The sequence below is a fragment of the Stieleria sedimenti genome (genome assembly GCF_025060895.1).
Classification (GTDB): domain Bacteria; phylum Planctomycetota; class Planctomycetia; order Pirellulales; family Pirellulaceae; genus Stieleria; species Stieleria sedimenti.
The window spans coordinates 33,944-50,986 of sequence record NZ_JANZKV010000104.1 but is presented as its reverse complement, the minus strand read 5'-3'; the positions used below and the strand labels follow the sequence as shown (position 1 = coordinate 50,986).

General features: G+C 59.8%; 11 protein-coding genes. 10 read left to right on the top strand and 1 reads right to left on the bottom strand.

Features of this window, described 5'->3' with window-relative positions:
- Positions 1-432 precede the first annotated feature (432 nt).
- From infB to NZK35_RS14590, 4 genes are all read left to right on the top strand, one after another.
- Positions 433-3,183, top strand: a complete 2,751-nt coding sequence (gene infB / locus NZK35_RS14605; RefSeq protein ID WP_407699792.1) for a translation initiation factor IF-2 — start codon at positions 433-435, stop codon at positions 3,181-3,183.
- A 101-nt stretch (positions 3,184-3,284) separates the two neighbouring features.
- Positions 3,285-3,731 carry a 30S ribosome-binding factor RbfA gene (gene rbfA, locus NZK35_RS14600; RefSeq protein ID WP_259633274.1) on the top strand — a complete coding sequence of 149 codons (447 nt, stop codon included), beginning with the start codon at positions 3,285-3,287 and terminating at the stop codon, positions 3,729-3,731.
- A 109-nt stretch (positions 3,732-3,840) separates the two neighbouring features.
- On the top strand, positions 3,841-4,974 hold the full coding sequence (locus tag NZK35_RS14595) for a hypothetical protein (protein ID WP_259633273.1): 1,134 nt from the start codon (positions 3,841-3,843) through the stop codon (positions 4,972-4,974).
- A 42-nt stretch (positions 4,975-5,016) separates the two neighbouring features.
- Positions 5,017-5,763 carry a YebC/PmpR family DNA-binding transcriptional regulator gene (locus tag NZK35_RS14590; RefSeq protein ID WP_259633272.1) on the top strand — a complete coding sequence of 249 codons (747 nt, stop codon included), beginning with the start codon at positions 5,017-5,019 and terminating at the stop codon, positions 5,761-5,763.
- A gap of 218 nt (positions 5,764-5,981) precedes the next feature.
- On the opposite strand, the gene NZK35_RS14585 is transcribed toward NZK35_RS14590, so the two are convergent.
- On the bottom strand, positions 5,982-8,975 hold the full coding sequence (locus tag NZK35_RS14585) for a vitamin B12-dependent ribonucleotide reductase (RefSeq protein ID WP_259633271.1): 2,994 nt from the start codon (positions 8,973-8,975) through the stop codon (positions 5,982-5,984).
- A gap of 816 nt (positions 8,976-9,791) precedes the next feature.
- Here NZK35_RS14585 and NZK35_RS14580 point away from each other — a divergent pair.
- The 6 genes from NZK35_RS14580 (at position 9,792) to NZK35_RS14555 (ending at position 16,827) form a co-directional block, all read left to right on the top strand.
- Positions 9,792-10,079, top strand: a complete 288-nt coding sequence (locus NZK35_RS14580; protein ID WP_259633270.1) for a DUF202 domain-containing protein — start codon at positions 9,792-9,794, stop codon at positions 10,077-10,079.
- 27 nt (positions 10,080-10,106) lie between these two features.
- Positions 10,107-11,891, top strand: coding sequence for an efflux RND transporter periplasmic adaptor subunit (locus tag NZK35_RS14575; protein WP_259633269.1), 1,785 nt, complete (start codon positions 10,107-10,109; stop codon positions 11,889-11,891).
- On the top strand, positions 11,888-13,066 hold the full coding sequence (locus NZK35_RS14570; RefSeq protein ID WP_259633268.1) for an HlyD family secretion protein: 1,179 nt from the start codon (positions 11,888-11,890) through the stop codon (positions 13,064-13,066). Before NZK35_RS14575 ends, NZK35_RS14570 begins: the two co-directional genes overlap by 4 nt.
- Positions 13,063-15,321: a zinc metalloprotease gene (locus NZK35_RS14565; protein WP_259633267.1), complete on the top strand. Its 2,259-nt coding sequence runs from the start codon at positions 13,063-13,065 to the stop codon at positions 15,319-15,321. The genes NZK35_RS14570 and NZK35_RS14565 overlap by 4 nt, the downstream gene beginning before the upstream one ends.
- A gap of 290 nt (positions 15,322-15,611) precedes the next feature.
- Positions 15,612-15,887, top strand: coding sequence for a hypothetical protein (locus NZK35_RS14560; protein ID WP_259633266.1), 276 nt, complete (start codon positions 15,612-15,614; stop codon positions 15,885-15,887).
- A 127-nt stretch (positions 15,888-16,014) separates the two neighbouring features.
- Complete coding sequence (locus tag NZK35_RS14555) at positions 16,015-16,827, top strand: TatD family hydrolase (protein ID WP_259633265.1); 813 nt, start codon at positions 16,015-16,017, stop codon at positions 16,825-16,827.
- The last annotated feature ends 216 nt before the right edge of the window (positions 16,828-17,043 follow it).

Genomic DNA, 17,043 nt, shown 5'->3' with positions numbered 1-17,043 from the left:
TGGTACGGTTGCATGCTTGGCGCCTGGCGTCCGATGCGTGTGCTGATACCCGGCCGATGGAGGAGCTTTTTATGTGACCTTTGCAGAAAAATATTTGGAACGCCGCCATGAGAAAAGCATGCAATGCACGAGAGGCATGGCAGGTTCCGCCCAATTTGACAGGATTTGGACCCAGTGGCACGCATTTACGCGCTCGCAAAAGAACTTAATCTCGATAGTAAAGATCTGGTTGATCTCGTTAAGAAAGTTGGAATCACCGGAAAGGGCTCGGCGCTTGCCAGTCTAACCGATGACGAAGCCCAACGTGTGCGCGATCATCTAAGTGGTGGTGCAGAGACGGCAAAAGCAGCCGCTCCGGCTTCAACCGCGACGGCAGTCAAAGAAAGCAAGCCCGTCGCCGTCCGCGAGGCCGTGCGCCCGGAACGGAAGCCAGTGAATCTCAAGGCCGCTTCCAAGGCCGGCGGCGGAGCAGCGAAGGCTCCGTCGGAATCCAAGCCGCCCGCCAAGACAGAACCCAAGGTCCGTGCGCCCGCTCCGTTGCCGCCCGTGGAAGAGCCCAAGGCTCCGGCCGGCGAAGAGACGCCGGCCCAAACGCCCGATGTGCGGTTGCCGGCGACCAGTCGGCGAAGCGGTGGTTTGTCCGCACGAATCGCCCGCGGCAAAGAACCCGGTTCGCCCAGTTCGCCCAAGTCGCCGGCGGCCCCGTCCCAACCGCCGTCGAAGCCCGCTACCGCCGAGAAACCGGCCGCGCGTCAGCCCGAGCCCCCGACGCGAAAACCCGACGCATCGCCGCCTGCCAAGCCCGCCTCGCCGGAGCGGCCCTCGGGGCCCGTGCGGACTCCGCTGTCCGATCGTCCCGCCGGTCCACTGGCCGTTCGTGGAAATGCGGGTGCCGGACGTGTGCGCTCGTTGGATAAACGTGCCAGCGCCGGCGGCGAAGGAAAGAAGGGCGAGTCAAAGCCCAAGCGTCGCGAGCCGCGGATTGCGGTCAATCTGGCGTCGCTGCCCGATGCACCTCCGGAGATCCCCGCAAAGGGCAAGGGAGAGCAGAAGGCTCAAAAACCGGAAATCAAGCTCAGTCCCGATCTGATCGCCGGTCACAAACAGGGGATGAAGGCGCCGCTGGAAAAACTGGCCGCCGAGTCCGACGAATCGAAACGTCCAGCCGGAAAACGTGGTGGCCTGTCCGGGTTTACCGAGAAAGGCAAGCGGGGCGTCGAAGAAGAAGAGAAGCCCCGCAAGAAAGGCCTGTCGGGCATGGCGGGAGTCCGCCAGGACCGCAGCGGCAAACGCCGACGATCGGGAGATTTCTCGCGGTCGTACGGGCGTGACGACAATCGTGGCCAACGCCGCACGTTGCAGCACAAAGGCACCAATACCGCCGCACCGCGGAAGGAACCGGTTCAAATCGAGCTGCCGTGTACCGTCCGCAGTTTCTCCGAAGCGGCCAGTATCGGTGTCGCCCAAGTGCTCAAAGCGATGATGGGCATGGGCATCATGGCCAATATCAACGCCGAATTGGAATTTGAGACCGCCGAACTGATCGCGGCTGAGTTGGATCTCGAGCTTCAGCTGAAAGAATCCGAGACGCTCGAAGACGAGTTGATCACGGAAATCGAAGAGCTGGCCGACGATCCGGACGCGCTCGTGACGCGCCCACCGATCGTGACGTTCTTGGGGCACGTCGACCACGGAAAAACCAGTCTGTTGGACTACTTGATTGGCATCAACGTGGTCAGCGGCGAAGCCGGCGGGATCACCCAGCACATCCGTGCCTATGAAATCGAAAAAGACGGCCGCAGTATCACCTTTGTCGATACGCCGGGTCACGAAGCGTTCACCGAAATGCGGGCGCGTGGTGCCAACGTCACCGACATCGCCGTGCTCGTGGTGGCTGCCGACGACGGGATCATGCCCCAGACCGAAGAGGCGATCAGCCACGCCAAAGCGGCGGAGGTGCCGATTGTCGTCGCGCTCAATAAGATCGACTTGGAAGGCGTCGACGCAAACCGCGTGATGACGCAGTTGACCGAACATCAGTTGACACCCAGCGAGTGGGGCGGCGACGTGGAAGTCGTGCCGACCAGTGCGATCACCGGTGCCGGCATGGACGACTTGCTCGAAACGCTGCTGACGATCGCCGAGTTGAACGAATACTCGGCCAACCCCGATCGCAACGCCCTGGGCGTCTGTTTGGAATCCGAGCAACAGGGCGACCGCGGTGTGGTTGCCAAGTTGGTCGTGCAAAACGGTACGCTGCGAGTCGGCGATATCGTGGTTTGCGGACCGACCTACGGTCGCGTGCGTGCGATGAGCAATCCGTTGACCGGCGCAGCGATCACCGAAGCCGGGCCGAGCACACCGGTCAACGTGATGGGATTGGAAGAACCGCCAGGTGCGGGCGACCGGTTCCACGTGCTGGAGGACATCACCGATGCCCGCGAAATCGCGGCCACGCGGGCCGATGCGTCCAGCCGTCAATCGCTGTCGGGGAATACCACGGCGGTTTCGTTCGAGAACTTCCAAGAGATGCTGCAAGGCGGACGACTGGGCGTCAGCGACGAGAAAGTCAAGCTGAACGTCATCATTCGTGCCGACGTGAAAGGCTCGCTGGAAGCGATCGACAAAGAGCTCAGCAAGTTCGATCATCCCGAAGTCGAGATCAAAGTGCTGCAACGAAGCGTCGGCGGGATCACCCTGGCCGATGTGACCTTGGCCAGTGCGTCGGAGGCGGTCATCCTGGGATTCAACGTGATTCCCGACGAGCAGGCTCGTTCGTTGGCCGATGAACGCGGCGTCCAGATTCGCCGTTACGACGTGATCTACAAGTTGACCGATGACATTCGGGCGATGATCGAAGGCCGGCTGAAACCGGAAGAACGCGTCGTCGAACTCGGACGTGCACTCGTCAAGCAAGTCTTTTCGATCAGCCGCGTCGGGACGATCGCCGGTTGCTACGTCGCGCAAGGTTCCATCCAACGCGGTTGCCGAATCCGCGTCAATCGCGACGGTCGAACGATCGGCGATTATGGCCTGGATTCGCTGCGACGTATCAAAGAAGACGTCAAAGAAGTGCCGCGTGGAATGGAGTGCGGGATTCGTTTGCAAGGTTTCAACGACGTCAAACAGGACGACGTGTTGGAAGCGTACCGAATCGAAGAAGTGGCCCGAACGTTGGATTGATCCAGATCCCTATCGACCAGGTCGTGGGATGATTGCCGCGGCCGAGTCGATCGAGAAGTCCAGCTACCGTTTCTATCGTTTTTTCCCCGCTCAGGCTCATCGTGACCAGTCGTCGAATGTTGAAAGCCGCCGAAGCGATCCGCGAGGTCGTCGCGTCGGCTATCTTGACCGAAATTAGAGATCCACGCGTCAAGGACGTGACCGTGATCGGTGTCGAGGTGACTCCCGACATGCGCGAAGCCACGGTTTCGATCAGCGTGATGGGAGACGAAGCGCAGAAACAACTCTCGTTGCGGGGGTTGCAAAACTCGGCCGGTTTTCTGCAGTCCAAGATCGCCAACCGGATCGACACCCGCTACACGCCCCGCCTGCAGTTTGAACTCAACCGAGGCATGGAAAACGCCATGGTCGTCGGCGAGTTACTGGGCAAGATTCGCCGTGAACAACAGGGCGATTCGCCGGCAGCGATTGATGAACACGACGGCGAGGTGACGCCGGCCGACGGCGATCCCCCCGCTGCGGACAGCGGTGTCACAGAATCTTCGTGATTCTCGCGGCCAGCACCTACCAAGACCTTCCACTCCGATAAGACTGCGACGCAGCGATTCAACGTACGCCGCAACTTCCGCAAACACAATTTCCCTAACCACAAAAACGATGGCTGCAAGCAACCGAGCCAAGCTGATCACCAAGCTGCATACCGAGTTGAAGAAGAAGTACACGCTTCCACCATCTCAACCCTCTCGTCCGCTGCTCGAACATCTCTTGTACGCCTGTTTGCTTCAGGATGCGCCCTATGACCTGGCCGACGAAGGGCTGGCCAAGTGCGAACAGGAATTCTTCGACTGGAACGAAGTCCGCGTGACCACGGTCACGGAACTGACACAGGTGCTTTCGGGAATGCCCGACCCGGCCAAGACGGCGCGGCGATTGAAAGAAATCCTGCAAGCCGTGTTCGAGGAATTTTACGCGTTCGATCTCGATCACCTCAAGAAAGAAAACTTGGGCAAGGCGGTTGCACGATTCGAATCGATGCCCGTCATGACGCCGTTCGTGCTCAGCTACACCATCCAACATGGATTGGGAGGCCACTCCATTCCGGTCGACTACGCCGGGATGGTGATCATGTTGGCCACCGGAATCGCATCGCAGAACGAAGCCGCGGACGGGAAAATCCCGGGGCTGGAACGGGCGATCCCCAAAAACAAGGCGCTCGAATTCTCCGCGCTGCTGCATCAGGCCGGCGTGGATCTGTTGATGGACCACAACGACAAGAAAGCCCGCACATTGATCGATGCCGTTGCCAAAGGCTCCTCGGAACGATACGACGAGTGGGAGGCGAGCAAGAAAGCCGCGATCCGTCGCGTGAAGAAGCGACGACGCGATGAAAAGGCGGCGGAGCTAGAAGCGGAAGCCGAAGCCGAGTCGGCCAAACAGGCAAAGGCCGCAAAGTCGGCCAAGAAGGGGGCGGCGAAGTCCGAACCCGCAAAGACCAAGACGTCGAAGTCCGATGCGAAGGCAGCCAGCGGTGGCGCGGGTGCGAGTAAAGCCAAGCCCGCAAGTGCGAAGAAATCGAGCGGTGAAAAAAAAAGCGCCGACAAGTCAGCTGAAACAAAAGAGACCGCCAAGAAAAAGGTGACGGCCAAAAAGTCCGACGCCAAAGAATCCGCCGACGCGACCACCAAGAAAACATCCAAAAAGGCAGCCAGTTCGTCCAAGTCCTCAGCCACCAAGGCGACGCCGACCAAAAAATCCACCAACCGAAAACTGTCCAAGCGAAAACCTCGTTAGACGTTCCGATCCCTCTTTCAATCTTCGATTCCGAGCACGGTCATGGCAGGTCACTCGAAATGGGCGAACATTCAACACCGCAAAGGTCGTGTGGATGCCGCCCGCGGTAAACTTTGGAGTAAGCTGAGCAAGGCGATCATCATGGCCGCTCAGAGCGGCGGAGGTGATCCGACGGCAAACTTCAAATTGCGCAAGGCGATCGATGACGCCAAAGCCGTCAGCATGCCCAAGGACAACATCACTCGGGCGATCAAACGTGGAACCGGCGAACTGGGCGGCGATCGCGTCGAAGAAGTCGTCTACGAGGGTTATGGTCCCGGCGGTGTGGCGATCATGTGCGAAAGCCTGACCGATAACCGCAATCGGACCGCTCCGGAATTACGTTCCATCTTTTCCAAACTCGGTGGCGAACTCGGCAAGACAGGTTGCGTGTCGTACCTCTTCGATCGCAAGGGGCTGTTCGTGTTCGACGCCGAATCGATCGACGAAGAACGCGTCACCGAGATCGCCCTCGAACACGGCGGCGAAGACGTCGAAGCGACCGACGACGGAAAACTGCAAGTGACCTGTTCACCCGACGCATTCGATGCGCTCGCGGACGCCTTCGAAGCGGCCGATTTGGCGACGGAGGTCAAACAAGTCACCCTGATCCCGCAAACCACCGTCGATGTCGATCCGGACACCGGACAGAAAACGATGCGGCTGCTCGAGCAGTTGGACGACCATGATGACGTCCAAAACGTCAGCACCAATCTGAACATCACCGACGAGATGATGGGCGACGATTAGTGCTTCATCCAGTAGGGCATGCTGTGCATGCCGGCGTCACGCAATCCCTCGTTCCCAGACGGAGCCTGGGAACGAGTCGCGATGGGTGTTTTCTGTTGCAGATTCCCGGCATGCACAGCATGCCCTACTGGGTCCCACGCCGAGAACCATCGAACAAAAAAAAGGCCCACGCCTTTCGCGTGGGCCTTTCGTCGTTTGGTGATTCTGCCGGATGCCGATCAGCTGCAACCCATGCTGGCACCGCAGTTGTGACAGAGGTAGCAGTTTCCGTTCCGCACCGTGATGCTGCCACAGTTGTCGCAGCTCGGGGCGTCGATTTGGAATCTGGCAAACTGGTCTTGTCGGTTTCCTTCTTTGTGACCGTTGCCGTTGCCTCCGTTCAAGCTGGCCAGGATACCGGCTCGTTCGGAAGCCATGATCGACGACTCGGCGGCAGCGACTTCGGGACCGTTGCCGCTGTTGATCGGATCGCTGGTCACGGTCGGCAGCGGATCGGCGGTGATGCTGGAATCCTTGCTCATGAAGGTCAGCCCCAGCCACCGTGCGATGTAGTCCACGACGCTCTTGGCGATGCGGATGTCCTTATTGCTGGTGTGGCCCATCGGTTCGAACCGGGTGTGGCTGAACTTGTTGACCAGCACTTCGAGCGGGACTCCGTATTGCAGAGCGATCGAAAGCGCGGTGCCGAAGCTATCCATGATGCCGCCGACAGTTGAACCTTCTTTGGCCATCGTGATGAAGACTTCGCCCGGTCGTCCGTCGGGATATTGACCGACGCACAGATAACCTTCGTGTCCGGCGATGGTGAACTTGTGCGTCACGCTGCTGCGGGTGTCGGGCAACCGTTCGCGGCGTGGCTTGTAGACGATTTTTTCGACCGTCTTGGTGATCACTTGCTTGCCGTTGGCCGCTTCGCCTTCGTCGGACGACGTGTTCAGCGGCTGGGATTGTTTGCTGCCGTCGCGATAGATGGCAATCGCTTTGAGTCCCAGTTCCCAACCCCAGTAGTAGGCATCGGCGATGTCCGACGGGGTCACGTCCTGCGGCATGTTGACGGTTTTGCTGATCGCTCCGGAGAGGAACGGTTGGGCGGCGGCCATCATCGTGATGTGGGCTCGCCAGGAAATACTTCGAACCCCATTGGCCGGGGTGAAGGCACAGTCAAACACGGGCAGGTGTTCGGTCTTCAGTTCCGGTGCACCTTCGATCGTATCGTTGACATCGATGAATGCCAGGATGGCCTCGATTTGATCGGCGGTGTAGCCGAGTTTTTCCAGCGCCGCAGCGACGGTCTGGTTGACGAGTTTTAGCATGCCGCCGCCGGCGAGCTGCTTGTATTTCACCAGTGCGATGTCCGGCTCGATACCCGTCGTGTCGCAGTCCATCATGAAGCTGATGGTACCGGTCGGGGCCAGCACGGTCGCTTGGGCGTTTCGGAAACCATAACGTTCGCCGATCTCCAGGACATCGTCCCACAGCTTTTGGGCGGCTTGCTTCAGGTTCGCCGGGCCTTCGTCGTTGATCTTGTCGGCGGCCTCGCGGTGCATTCGCATCACGCCGAGCATCGGTTTTTCGTTTTCACTGTAGCCGTCAAACGGCCCGACGACGCCGGCAAGTTCGGCGCTGGTGCGGTTGGCTTCGCCGTGCATCAACGCCGTCAGCGATCCGCACAGCCCGCGTGCCGCATCGGAGTCATAGGCCATGCCGCGCGACATGATCAGCGAACCCAGGTTGCTGTAACCCAATCCCAGCGGGCGGAATTTGTGGCTGTTGCGAGCGATCGGCTCGGTCGGGTAGCTGGCGTGATCGACCAGGATTTCCTGGGCGATGAAGAACAACCGTGCGGCGGCACGGAACCGTGCCACGTCGAACGATCCGTCGCTGCCGGCAAACTTCATCAGATTGATCGACGCCAGGTTGCAAGCCGTGTTGTCCAGGAACATGTATTCCGAGCACGGGTTGGATGCGTTGATCGCGCCGCTGTTGGGGCAGGTGTGCCAGTTGTTGATCGTCGTGTCGTACTGGACGCCGGGGTCGCCACAGTGCCAGGCACACTCGGACATCTTGTTGAGCAGTTCTTTGGCGTCATAAGACGGTGCGTCGCCGGATGCCTTGTCCGAGACCCAGTGCGTTTGCCAACGTTTGCCGTCGCGGACCGCGTGCATGTAATCGTCGGTCAATCGGACCGACAGGTTCGCGTTCTGGAAGCAAACACTGCTGTAGGCTTCGCCGTTGAAGTTCGAATCGTAGCCTTCGCGGATCAGGGCATGCGCTTTCTTCTCTTCCGACCACTTGCTTTCGATGAACTCCAGAATGTCCGGGTGCCAGACTTTCAACGATTGCATCTTGGCGGCGCGGCGCGTCTTTCCGCCGCTTTTGACCACGCCGGCAATCGAGTCATAGACACGCATGAAGGACAACGGGCCCGACGGCGTTCCGCCACCGGAGAGTTTTTCACGCGACGATCGGATCGTCGACAGGTCCGTTCCCGTTCCCGATCCGAACTTGAACAACATCGCTTCGGCACAGGCCAGACGCATGATGTCTTCCATGTTGTCTTCGACAGCCTGGATGAAGCACGCACTGCCCTGCGGGAACTCGTAGGGGTTCTCGGGTTGGAACGTTTCATTGGCCGTGCGGTCCCAGGCCCAGTTGCACTTGGCACCGGTCACGCCGTATTGCTGATGCAGCCCGACGTTGAACCAGACCGGGCTGTTGAAGGCACCGTGCTGATGCAGACACAACCAGGTCAGGTCACGATAGAAATTTTCGCCATCGGCGGGCGTGTCAAAGTAGCCATCGGCCAAACCCCAGTCCGCGATCGTCCGCGTCACGCGGTGCACCAACTGACGCACCGAACGCTCACGCTCCTCCATCTTCTTGGGGTCGCCGTAAAAATACTTGCTGACGACCACGTTGGTCGCCAATTGGCTCCATTTGGCCGGCACCTCGCAATTGTGCTGCTCAAACAGCGCCTTGCCATTTTCGTCCTTGATCGAGGCCGAACGCAGTTCCCACTGCGTCGTCGCAAACGGGGTCTTGCCGTCGGCGGGGCAAAAGACCGGATCGACCTTCAGCCCGGGTCGGCCGCCACGCAGCGCCGTGCCGAAAACGCTCGTCGCGTACTCCAAGCCGTGTTGCTCGTTGACCTTTCCGAAGTCAGGGTCACCACCGGCCGAAGACTGAGATTGAGTGGGGAGAACAGTTGCCATCGTTGAAACAAACTCCGTGAATCGTCCGTGGGACCAACTCCATTCGAATATCCTTCAGTAGGTCGTCCGACGCGAAGGTTTTTTGCCCCGCATCGTGCGCCGCCTCGTCGGCATGAAAACTCCTCCGGCAGGCTCTGCCGGGGGGGCTCATTGCACTGATTGAATGGTTTTGGTCGTCCGTGAAAAAGGGAAATAAGAACACATCAATCACGTCAGCCCACATGAGGATGCCGAGACAGCGGCAAAGAAGTCCTCCTGGGATCCTTCCCGACCGTGCTAGTCTTCCTAAGGGCCACTCGCTTTCAATCCAGCAATATCAGTAATGATGTCACTACCGGTAGTGGGATTTGCCGCGGCCGGCACTAAATATGGGCGACGGGGAGAATCTTAGAGATTGCTTTTGGGGTGTCAATGAAATTCCAAGACGATTTGCAACCCTTTGCCTGCAAATGGGTTACGTGGATCTTCACGGCGCCCCCAGCCGTCGACGCGTCGTCCAGTCGTCGACGTAAGCCTAGGCGACATGAAGGGTTAGTGAAGATTCCGTGGTTGAGTGGGAGCTTGGTGGAAAACATGTGCGTGACAAAAACTTTTCTAGCTGGACTCGAATCAACAGGGGGGATGGGTGGAATGGGTATTACGGGGGATTTTTCACGACCGCACAGGTCAACCAATCCGCAAGATTTAGGGCTCTCCTCCCCTCTTCGGCGGCCGTCGGTTGCTAAGCTTGTTGCTTTTGCTGTCGTTCGTTGTTCAGTTTCACGTCCGTCCGTGCGGCCGATGGAGCGGGTTCCGCTAACTGCCATAGAAACGCTGATGAGTTCGCAGAGTGAACAATCGCCTCCTCCGATGAGTGGCCAGCCTGCCCCCAACCTCGCCCTGGTCCGGACGGACCTTGCCAACGAACGCACGCTGTTGGCCTACGGTCGCAGCGCGTTGATGCTGGTCGCGACCGGAGTTTCGCTGGTCGAATTCTTGGACGTTTCGTACAGTTTTGTGTTACTGGGTTGGGGGCTGATCGCGGCGGGGGCGATCGTCGGAGTGATCGGCATGTACCGGTTTGCATCATTGAAGCAGCGATTGAATGCTGTGCGGGAGGGCTAGCTACCATGCCAAGCCGCTGGTTCTGCCATGTCCAATGATCCCTGGGACGCTTGCGCGGTGGTCATCGCGAGGCTTGAGACACGATTGAAGTCGGCGTTTGATCGCGGGCTGTTTCTGCGGACCGGCGGTGAGCTGATGGAGCAGCTGCCTGCGGTGGCGGCGGTCGAGATCGATTGTCACGGTGATCCGATGGACCGGCCGCTATGTACGGTCGGGGATCGGCCGTCACGGGCCGCGGACCTTGGATGGGACGCCGCGGTGACTGACGCATCCGCGCTGTCGATTCAAGTCTGGCTGCGTCCGGACTCGGCGTCCGACACGACCACTCGGCGGGCGATCGAAGAAGCGTTGCCTGCCATCGGCGGGTTGCTGGTTGGTGCGATCGCTCGAATCCGTCTGGACGAAACCGAAAACGAACTCAATTTGGTTTCTCTGTTGAGCGATCGGCTGTTCGACGACGGCCGGTGGGGCGACGGCCGGTGGGGCGAACGTTCGCATCGCATCGCGGTCGAGCTGGGATCATTGATGCAGGTGGATCGATTGAGCTTGCTGCTGCGTCGCGGTGCCCGCTTTGAACTGTTCGGATCCTCGGTCCAAGCTCGGTTCGATCCCCGCGCCGATCAAGTCCATCAGACCCAGGCGATCGCAACCACGATCGACCAGCAGCTCAATCAACCGTTTGATGTACCGCAACACGCCGCGGTCACATTTCGCGGAGAAGACGACGACGCGGTCGCGACGTTTCTGCAATCCGGTCACGCCGATCAATTGTTGGCCACACGACTTGGGGCCGGCCAGGTGTTGGTGATCGGAGAGGTCTTCGATGCCGACCAGCGACGTTCAGCCGATCTCACCCCGGCGCAACGCCAGTTATTCGATGTGGCGATCCGAGACGTGTTGCGATCGCGGCCCCACGGTTACCTGCGTCGGGGACGCGATTGGCTCGGGCAGCGTTCCAGCCGATGGCGGATCGCTGCGGCGGCCGTTCTGTTAGCGTTCCTATGCTTGTATCCGATGACGATTCGTGTTGCCGCCGACGGTCGCATCGTTCCGCGCACCCAATACACGGTGTACGCGCCGGTGACCGGACAAATCCAGCGGATGGCGTGCGAGTCTGGGATGCGGGTGAGCGCCGGTCAGGTACTTTGCGAATTCTCCAGTCACGAGCTGGACTTGCAAATCACTCGTTTGCGCGGCGAATCGGTCGCGGTGCAGGAACAGTTGCAAATCGCGGCGACGCGCCGCGGTGACGATTCTTCCAAGGACGTTGCCTCCGATCGCCGCGTCCTGGAAGCTCGACGAGAGGGGCTGGACAGGCAGATCACGTTGCTGCAGCAACGCCAGGCTGACATGGTCGTGCGCAGCCCGATCGACGGAACGGTGACGTTGGTGACGCCCGATGACGGCGGGCAACTGCAAACGCCACGCCCGGTGCGCATGGGGGATTCGGTGATTCGCGTGATCAATCAACAGGACGGGTACCGGGTGGAATTGGACGTGCCGGACCAGGAGTTCGGCTACGTGTCGGCGGCCGCCGAGCGGCAAGACGACGCCCCGATCGAGTGTCACTTTCGAATCCGTTCCGAACCGCAGCGTCAGCGGCTGGGCACATTGCTTGGCTTGGACCAAGCGGCGTCACTGGACCGTTTCGGCCGGTTGGTCGTCACCGCGTCGATCCAGCCCAACGACCAGGACGCAACGTTCGCTGCGGACGCGGGCGTCGTCGGCTGGATCGATTGCAACCGAGCGGCGGCGGGGTTCGTGCTCTGTCGCAAAGTCATCGAACAACTCAGATTGTGGGGATGGTTGTGAATCGACATCGAATTCGAACCGGAGTGCAGCGAGCGGGCAGTCAGCGTGTGATCGAGACGCTGCCCGGCGTCGTGACGTCAACACGGCGGGGTCAAAACAGTTGGATCAACCTTCGGGGAGGCATCGGTCGGGCGGCGAGGCTCACGCTTGCCCAGGCGTGGTTGGTGATGGTGTTGCCATGGTCGACGATCCGGGCGGAGGATCCCCAGGTGGTCGGTCCGCTGTTGATCAAGTTGATCGATCAAGTCGAGGTTCCGGCGCTTGAGCCAGGACCGATCCAGAGTCTGGATGTTCGATTGGGGGATACCGTCAAAGCGGGGCAAGTCATCGCTCGAATCGACGACCGCATCAGCGAAGCGCAGCGCGAACTGGCGGCGACGGAGTTGGCGATCAGTCGGCAACGATCGAGCCAATACCGCGACGACAAGATTGCCGAAACGGAGTCCAACGAGAAGGAAGCCGTGTTGCAGCAACAACGTTTGTTGGCCAAGATCGCCTCCGAAAAATCGCTCAGTCAGGTGCGTGTGTCGGCCGCCGAAAAAGCGGAAGCGGTGGCCAAGAACGAATGGTCGCGTGCGATCGGTGCGCGTCAACAATTCGCCGACAGCGTCTCCGATTCCGAGCTGGAAAACCTTCGACTGAAATACGATCGTTCACGCTTGGAACGCGTGGAGGCGGAGTTTCAGCGGAGGATGGATCAGCTTTCGGCCGAGGGTGAAGTCCAGGGGGTGAAGATCGCCGAACTGGCGGCCCAACGGGCGGAGTTGCGACGATCCGTTGCGGTGGCCGACGCGGAGTCGTTGCGCTTGGACATCGAGTCGAAACAGAAGACGCTTCAGATTCAGGAGTTGACCGTTGCACGGCATCGGGTCGCATCACCGATCGATGGAGTGGTCGTCGAAATCTATAAACGCAGCGGCGAATGGGTTCGACCCGGAGACTCGGTGGTTCGCGTGATCAATCTTGATCAACTGCATGCGGAAGGTTTTTTCAGCGGGCTGGTCAGACCCACACGCGGTCAACGGGTGCGTCTGTCTTCCGCGGACCGCGAGGTCGAAGGCACGATCGATTTCGTTAGCTCCGAACGAGATTCGGTCAGCGGCGAATTTCGGTTTTTGGTTCGGCTCGACGGCGGCGCCTTTTTCCCCGGCGATCATGTGGAGATTGATTGGTGAATCCATCGGCATCGGCGAAGGGAAACGATCGCGACGTCTGGCGACTTCGCGGCGATCTCCATTTCCGTTGGGTGGACGGAATCGGGGCCGCCGAAGGCTATTGGGTCGTGAACGATCCCTTGGCCGGTGAATGGTTTTGCCTTTCGAAAATCGAAAAGCGTTTGTTGGAGCTGGCCGATGGCGGTCGCTCGATCCGCGAGCTCTGCCAGATTGCCGCCGCGACGATCAAGCCGTTGGAATCCAGCGTGGATGCGTTGGTCTCGTTTTACGCGCAGGCTCGTCGGAAAGGATTGCTGGTGACGGTCGGCAGCGGCGGGCCGATCGATCGGGCGGTGTTTGAACAATCGCTGGGCCAACACGCAGGGTTTCCCTTGTCCACTCGGTTGGGCGGATGGTTGGGCAAGATGGTTGCGTTCCGATTGCCGGGGCTGAACCCGAACGCCTGGTTCCGGATTCCCGAGTCAGCCAAGCGATGGTCAAGCTCGAAAGCGCTGTGGATCGGCTTGATCGGCCTGGCAGTGATTTCCATCGCGTTGCTGGTTGCCCGGTTCGACGTGTTGGCGGGCGAACTCTCACGCGCCTTTGCCCGCCGCGATCCCCTGTGGTTTGTTTTGTTGTTGGTCACGATTGCGGCGGCCAAATCGATTCATGAATTGGCGCACGTCGTGGCCTGTCGATGGGTCGGGGCGGAGTGCCGTGAGCTGGGCGTGATGTTGTTGTTCGGAGCGCCCTGTTTGTACTGTGATGTTTCCGATTTGTGGCGTGTTCCAAGACGCAGCCGGCGGGTTCTGGTTTCCGCCGCAGGCATGATGGCCGAATTGTGTCTTGCCGGACTGGCAACCATCGTGTGGGCCGTGACAGATGCGTCGATCGTTCACGATTTGGCGCTCGTCGTCATGGTGGTTTGTTGCGTCTCGACGGTGTTGATCAATGGGAATCCTCTGTTGCGCTACGACGGCTATTTCATGTTGGCCGATTGGATCGGAGTTCCGAATCTTTCTCCGAGAGCCAATCAGGCGATGCGGAACGTGGTTCGTAAATGGGTGTGGGGCGAAGCGGCCGACGCCGACGTGGTTCCGCAAATCGGGCGTGCCGTGCCAACGACGGCGCTGGTGTTCTATGCCGCCGCCAGCTCGCTGTATCGGTTGTTCGTCGTCGGGCTGCTGACGCTCTTGGTCTACCACGGATCCGTCGATCTGGGGCTGGGCTGGTTGGGCGCCGCGTTTGCCGCGGCGTTGTTGGGATCGATGATCTTGCGGGCCATCACCTCGGTGCTGCGGTCCCCCGATGCGAGGCTGCGGTCGGGTCAAGTTTCCACCGATCAGGCTGCCGCGGCGCATCGCCGACAATGGTGGAATCATCGCCGAGCGATCCTGTTTGTCGCGTCCGCGGTCGGGTTGCTGTGGATCGGTATGGTGATTCCGTTTTCCAGGCGAATCGTCGTGCCGGTGTTGGTGGTCGCCGCGGAGCAGCAGGAATTGCATGCGATTGAATCGGGACGCATCGTCGAGCTGGCCGAGTCGGGGACGATCGTTGAATCTGGCCAACTGCTGATCCGGTTGCGGAACGACGAACTCGAGGACGAACTGGCTCAGTCCGATGCGGAACTTGCCGTGGCCACCGCGCTCGTCGCCGCGTGGCAGTCACGCAAGGGCACCCCAGCTGAAAACTCCGCGGCCTTGTCCGTTGCGTTGAAACGCAGCGAGGCGGCGGAGAAGCATCGTCGGTTGATTGCCCAACGCGAGCAACGATTGACGCTGGTCGCCCGTTCCCCCGGCCGCTTCACGCATTCGATCCCGACCCCGGTCGATGCTCGGAATCGAAAGTGGCGTCCCGGGCAATGGGTTCCGTCGGGCACATTGATGGGCTGGGTCGGGCACCCCGAGCATCGAAAGGGTGTCGCGCTGGTGGACCAGAGTCACGTGGACCTGATTCGCGCAGGACAGCACGTGCGGATTCGCCACGCATCACGATCGCGCGGTCAGATGCAAGGGGTAGTGACTCAAAACACGGTGCGACCGCATGGACGTGCCGCCGAAGAGTCGATCCCACCGGAATTGTTTGCCAAAGCTGTGGATTCGGAGCCGCTACTTGACGTGTCGGAGGCGAATGGTTTTGTCCGCATCACGCTCGAGCATGCTTCGTCGCCCCCGTTGCCCTTGCGGTCGGTCGCCCTGGCGGAAATCAACGTGGACCCGACCAGTCTGTGGAATCGATTACGTCGAATCGCGGCGTCGGAGTATCGAGGTCTTTGACCATGTGTCCTTTGGGGGAGTCGAGCGAAGATCGCTGACTGGGTTATACTGACTGGTATGATCTCCTGAACGAGGATCAAATGACGGAGCGCTGGAGGTCACGCTGTGAAGCATTTATTTCCAGCGTTTTGCGAGGTTTTAGCGGCAGGGCGCAAGCCCTCCGGTTCCTCATCGTTACCGAAACACCGGAGGGCTCGCGCCCTACCGCTAAAAAATGCTTCACAGCGTAACGCTGCAGGGGCGAACCGAATGAACGACAGAGCCGGCATTTTTAATCATCGAGCAATTTTATGACAAACGTGCGAAACGGCGATCAAATTGTCGCGGAATCGTTTTTGGAGGTCCGAGCCAAGCTGTTGGAAGTTGCCGCGACGCTGGATCGAATCGACCGGGCATGTGAAACAGCGCCGCTCGACGAGCCGGCAAAATCGAAACGCGAGCTGTTGATCGAGGCGACGAAGATTCTGTTGTCCGACGAGCCGAGTCGGGCGGAGCAGTTGCAGCAATTGTTTTCGCGAAAGTACGACACCGATTGGCGTCAACAGCTGGGGATCACAGAAGCGTAAACGTCGGGCTTGCGTTAAACTTCATGCAGGTCACCGAACGAGCCGCGCGATGACTTTTATCGATCGATGCCCCAGAGAGTGGTGCATCGTCGCGGTCAACTTTCACTTTCACTGACATAGATGACGTATGGACTACATCGACCCGCACATTCACATGGTTTCCCGCACGACGGACGATTATGCGACCCTCGCGCGGATGGGCTGCGTGGCGATGAGTGAACCGGCGTTCTGGGCAGGATATGACCGGGGCAGCGTCGACGGATTCCGTGATTACTTTCGTCAGTTGACCGAAACCGAGCCGGCTCGGGCGGCGCAATACGGCATCCAGCATTTCACGTGGTTGTGCATCAACGCCAAAGAAGCCGAAAACGTCCAGCTGTCGCGCGACGTGATCGCGATGATTCCCGAGTTTTTGGACAAGCCCAATGTGCTGGGGATCGGCGAGATCGGGCTGAACAAGAACACCAAAAACGAGGCCACGATTTTCTTAGAGCATCTGGATCTGGCGGCCGAGCATGGCCAATCCATTTTGATTCACACGCCGCACCTGGAAGACAAATACCAGGGGACGCGGATGATTCTGGACATGTTGTGCGATGACAAGCGTCTGGATCGAGATCGGATTTTGGTCGATCACGTCGAAGAACACACGATCGGCGAAGTGTTGGATCGCGGGTTCTGGGGCGGGATGACGCTCTACCCGGTCACCAAATGTACGCCCGAGCGAGCGGTCGACATGATCGAGCAGACCGGTGGCGAGCGGTTATTGGTCAATTCGGCCGGCGATTGGGGGCCGAGTAAACCGACCGCGGTCCCGGATCTGATCTTCGAGATGCGACGTCGCGGTCTGTCGGAATCCCTGATCCGCAAAGTCGTTTACGACAATCCGCTGGAATTCTTTTCCAAAAGCAAGCAATTCAATTTCACTCCACGCGGGTAGTGGATTGTCAATTGCGGCCCGCATGCGTCAGCAAGGGGTCACGCGGCGATACTCGCTCACGTGTCGGGCATCAGGCCACGTTGATGCGATTTGTTAGCGGCAGGGCGCGAGCCCTCCGGTGTTTGGCAACGATGCGGAACCGGAGGGCTTGCGGGCTGTCGGTTTTGTGAGCCGCGACGCGTAAGCGGCCGGGCACTCCGACGTTGCCCGAGGCCT

Bases quoted from the DNA above. Each gene is read 5' to 3' on its own strand.
- NZK35_RS14595 (WP_259633273.1), top strand. From the start codon at position 3,841: ATGGCTGCAAGCAACCGAGCCAAGCTGATCACCAAGCTGCATACCGAG.
- NZK35_RS14590 (WP_259633272.1), top strand. From the start codon at position 5,017: ATGGCAGGTCACTCGAAATGGGCGAACATTCAACACCGCAAAGGTCGT.
- NZK35_RS14585 (WP_259633271.1), bottom strand. From the start codon at position 8,975: ATGGCAACTGTTCTCCCCACTCAATCTCAGTCTTCGGCCGGTGGTGAC.
- NZK35_RS14580 (WP_259633270.1), top strand. From the start codon at position 9,792: ATGAGTTCGCAGAGTGAACAATCGCCTCCTCCGATGAGTGGCCAGCCT.
- NZK35_RS14575 (WP_259633269.1), top strand. From the start codon at position 10,107: ATGTCCAATGATCCCTGGGACGCTTGCGCGGTGGTCATCGCGAGGCTT.
- NZK35_RS14560 (WP_259633266.1), top strand. From the start codon at position 15,612: ATGACAAACGTGCGAAACGGCGATCAAATTGTCGCGGAATCGTTTTTG.
- NZK35_RS14555 (WP_259633265.1), top strand. From the start codon at position 16,015: ATGGACTACATCGACCCGCACATTCACATGGTTTCCCGCACGACGGAC.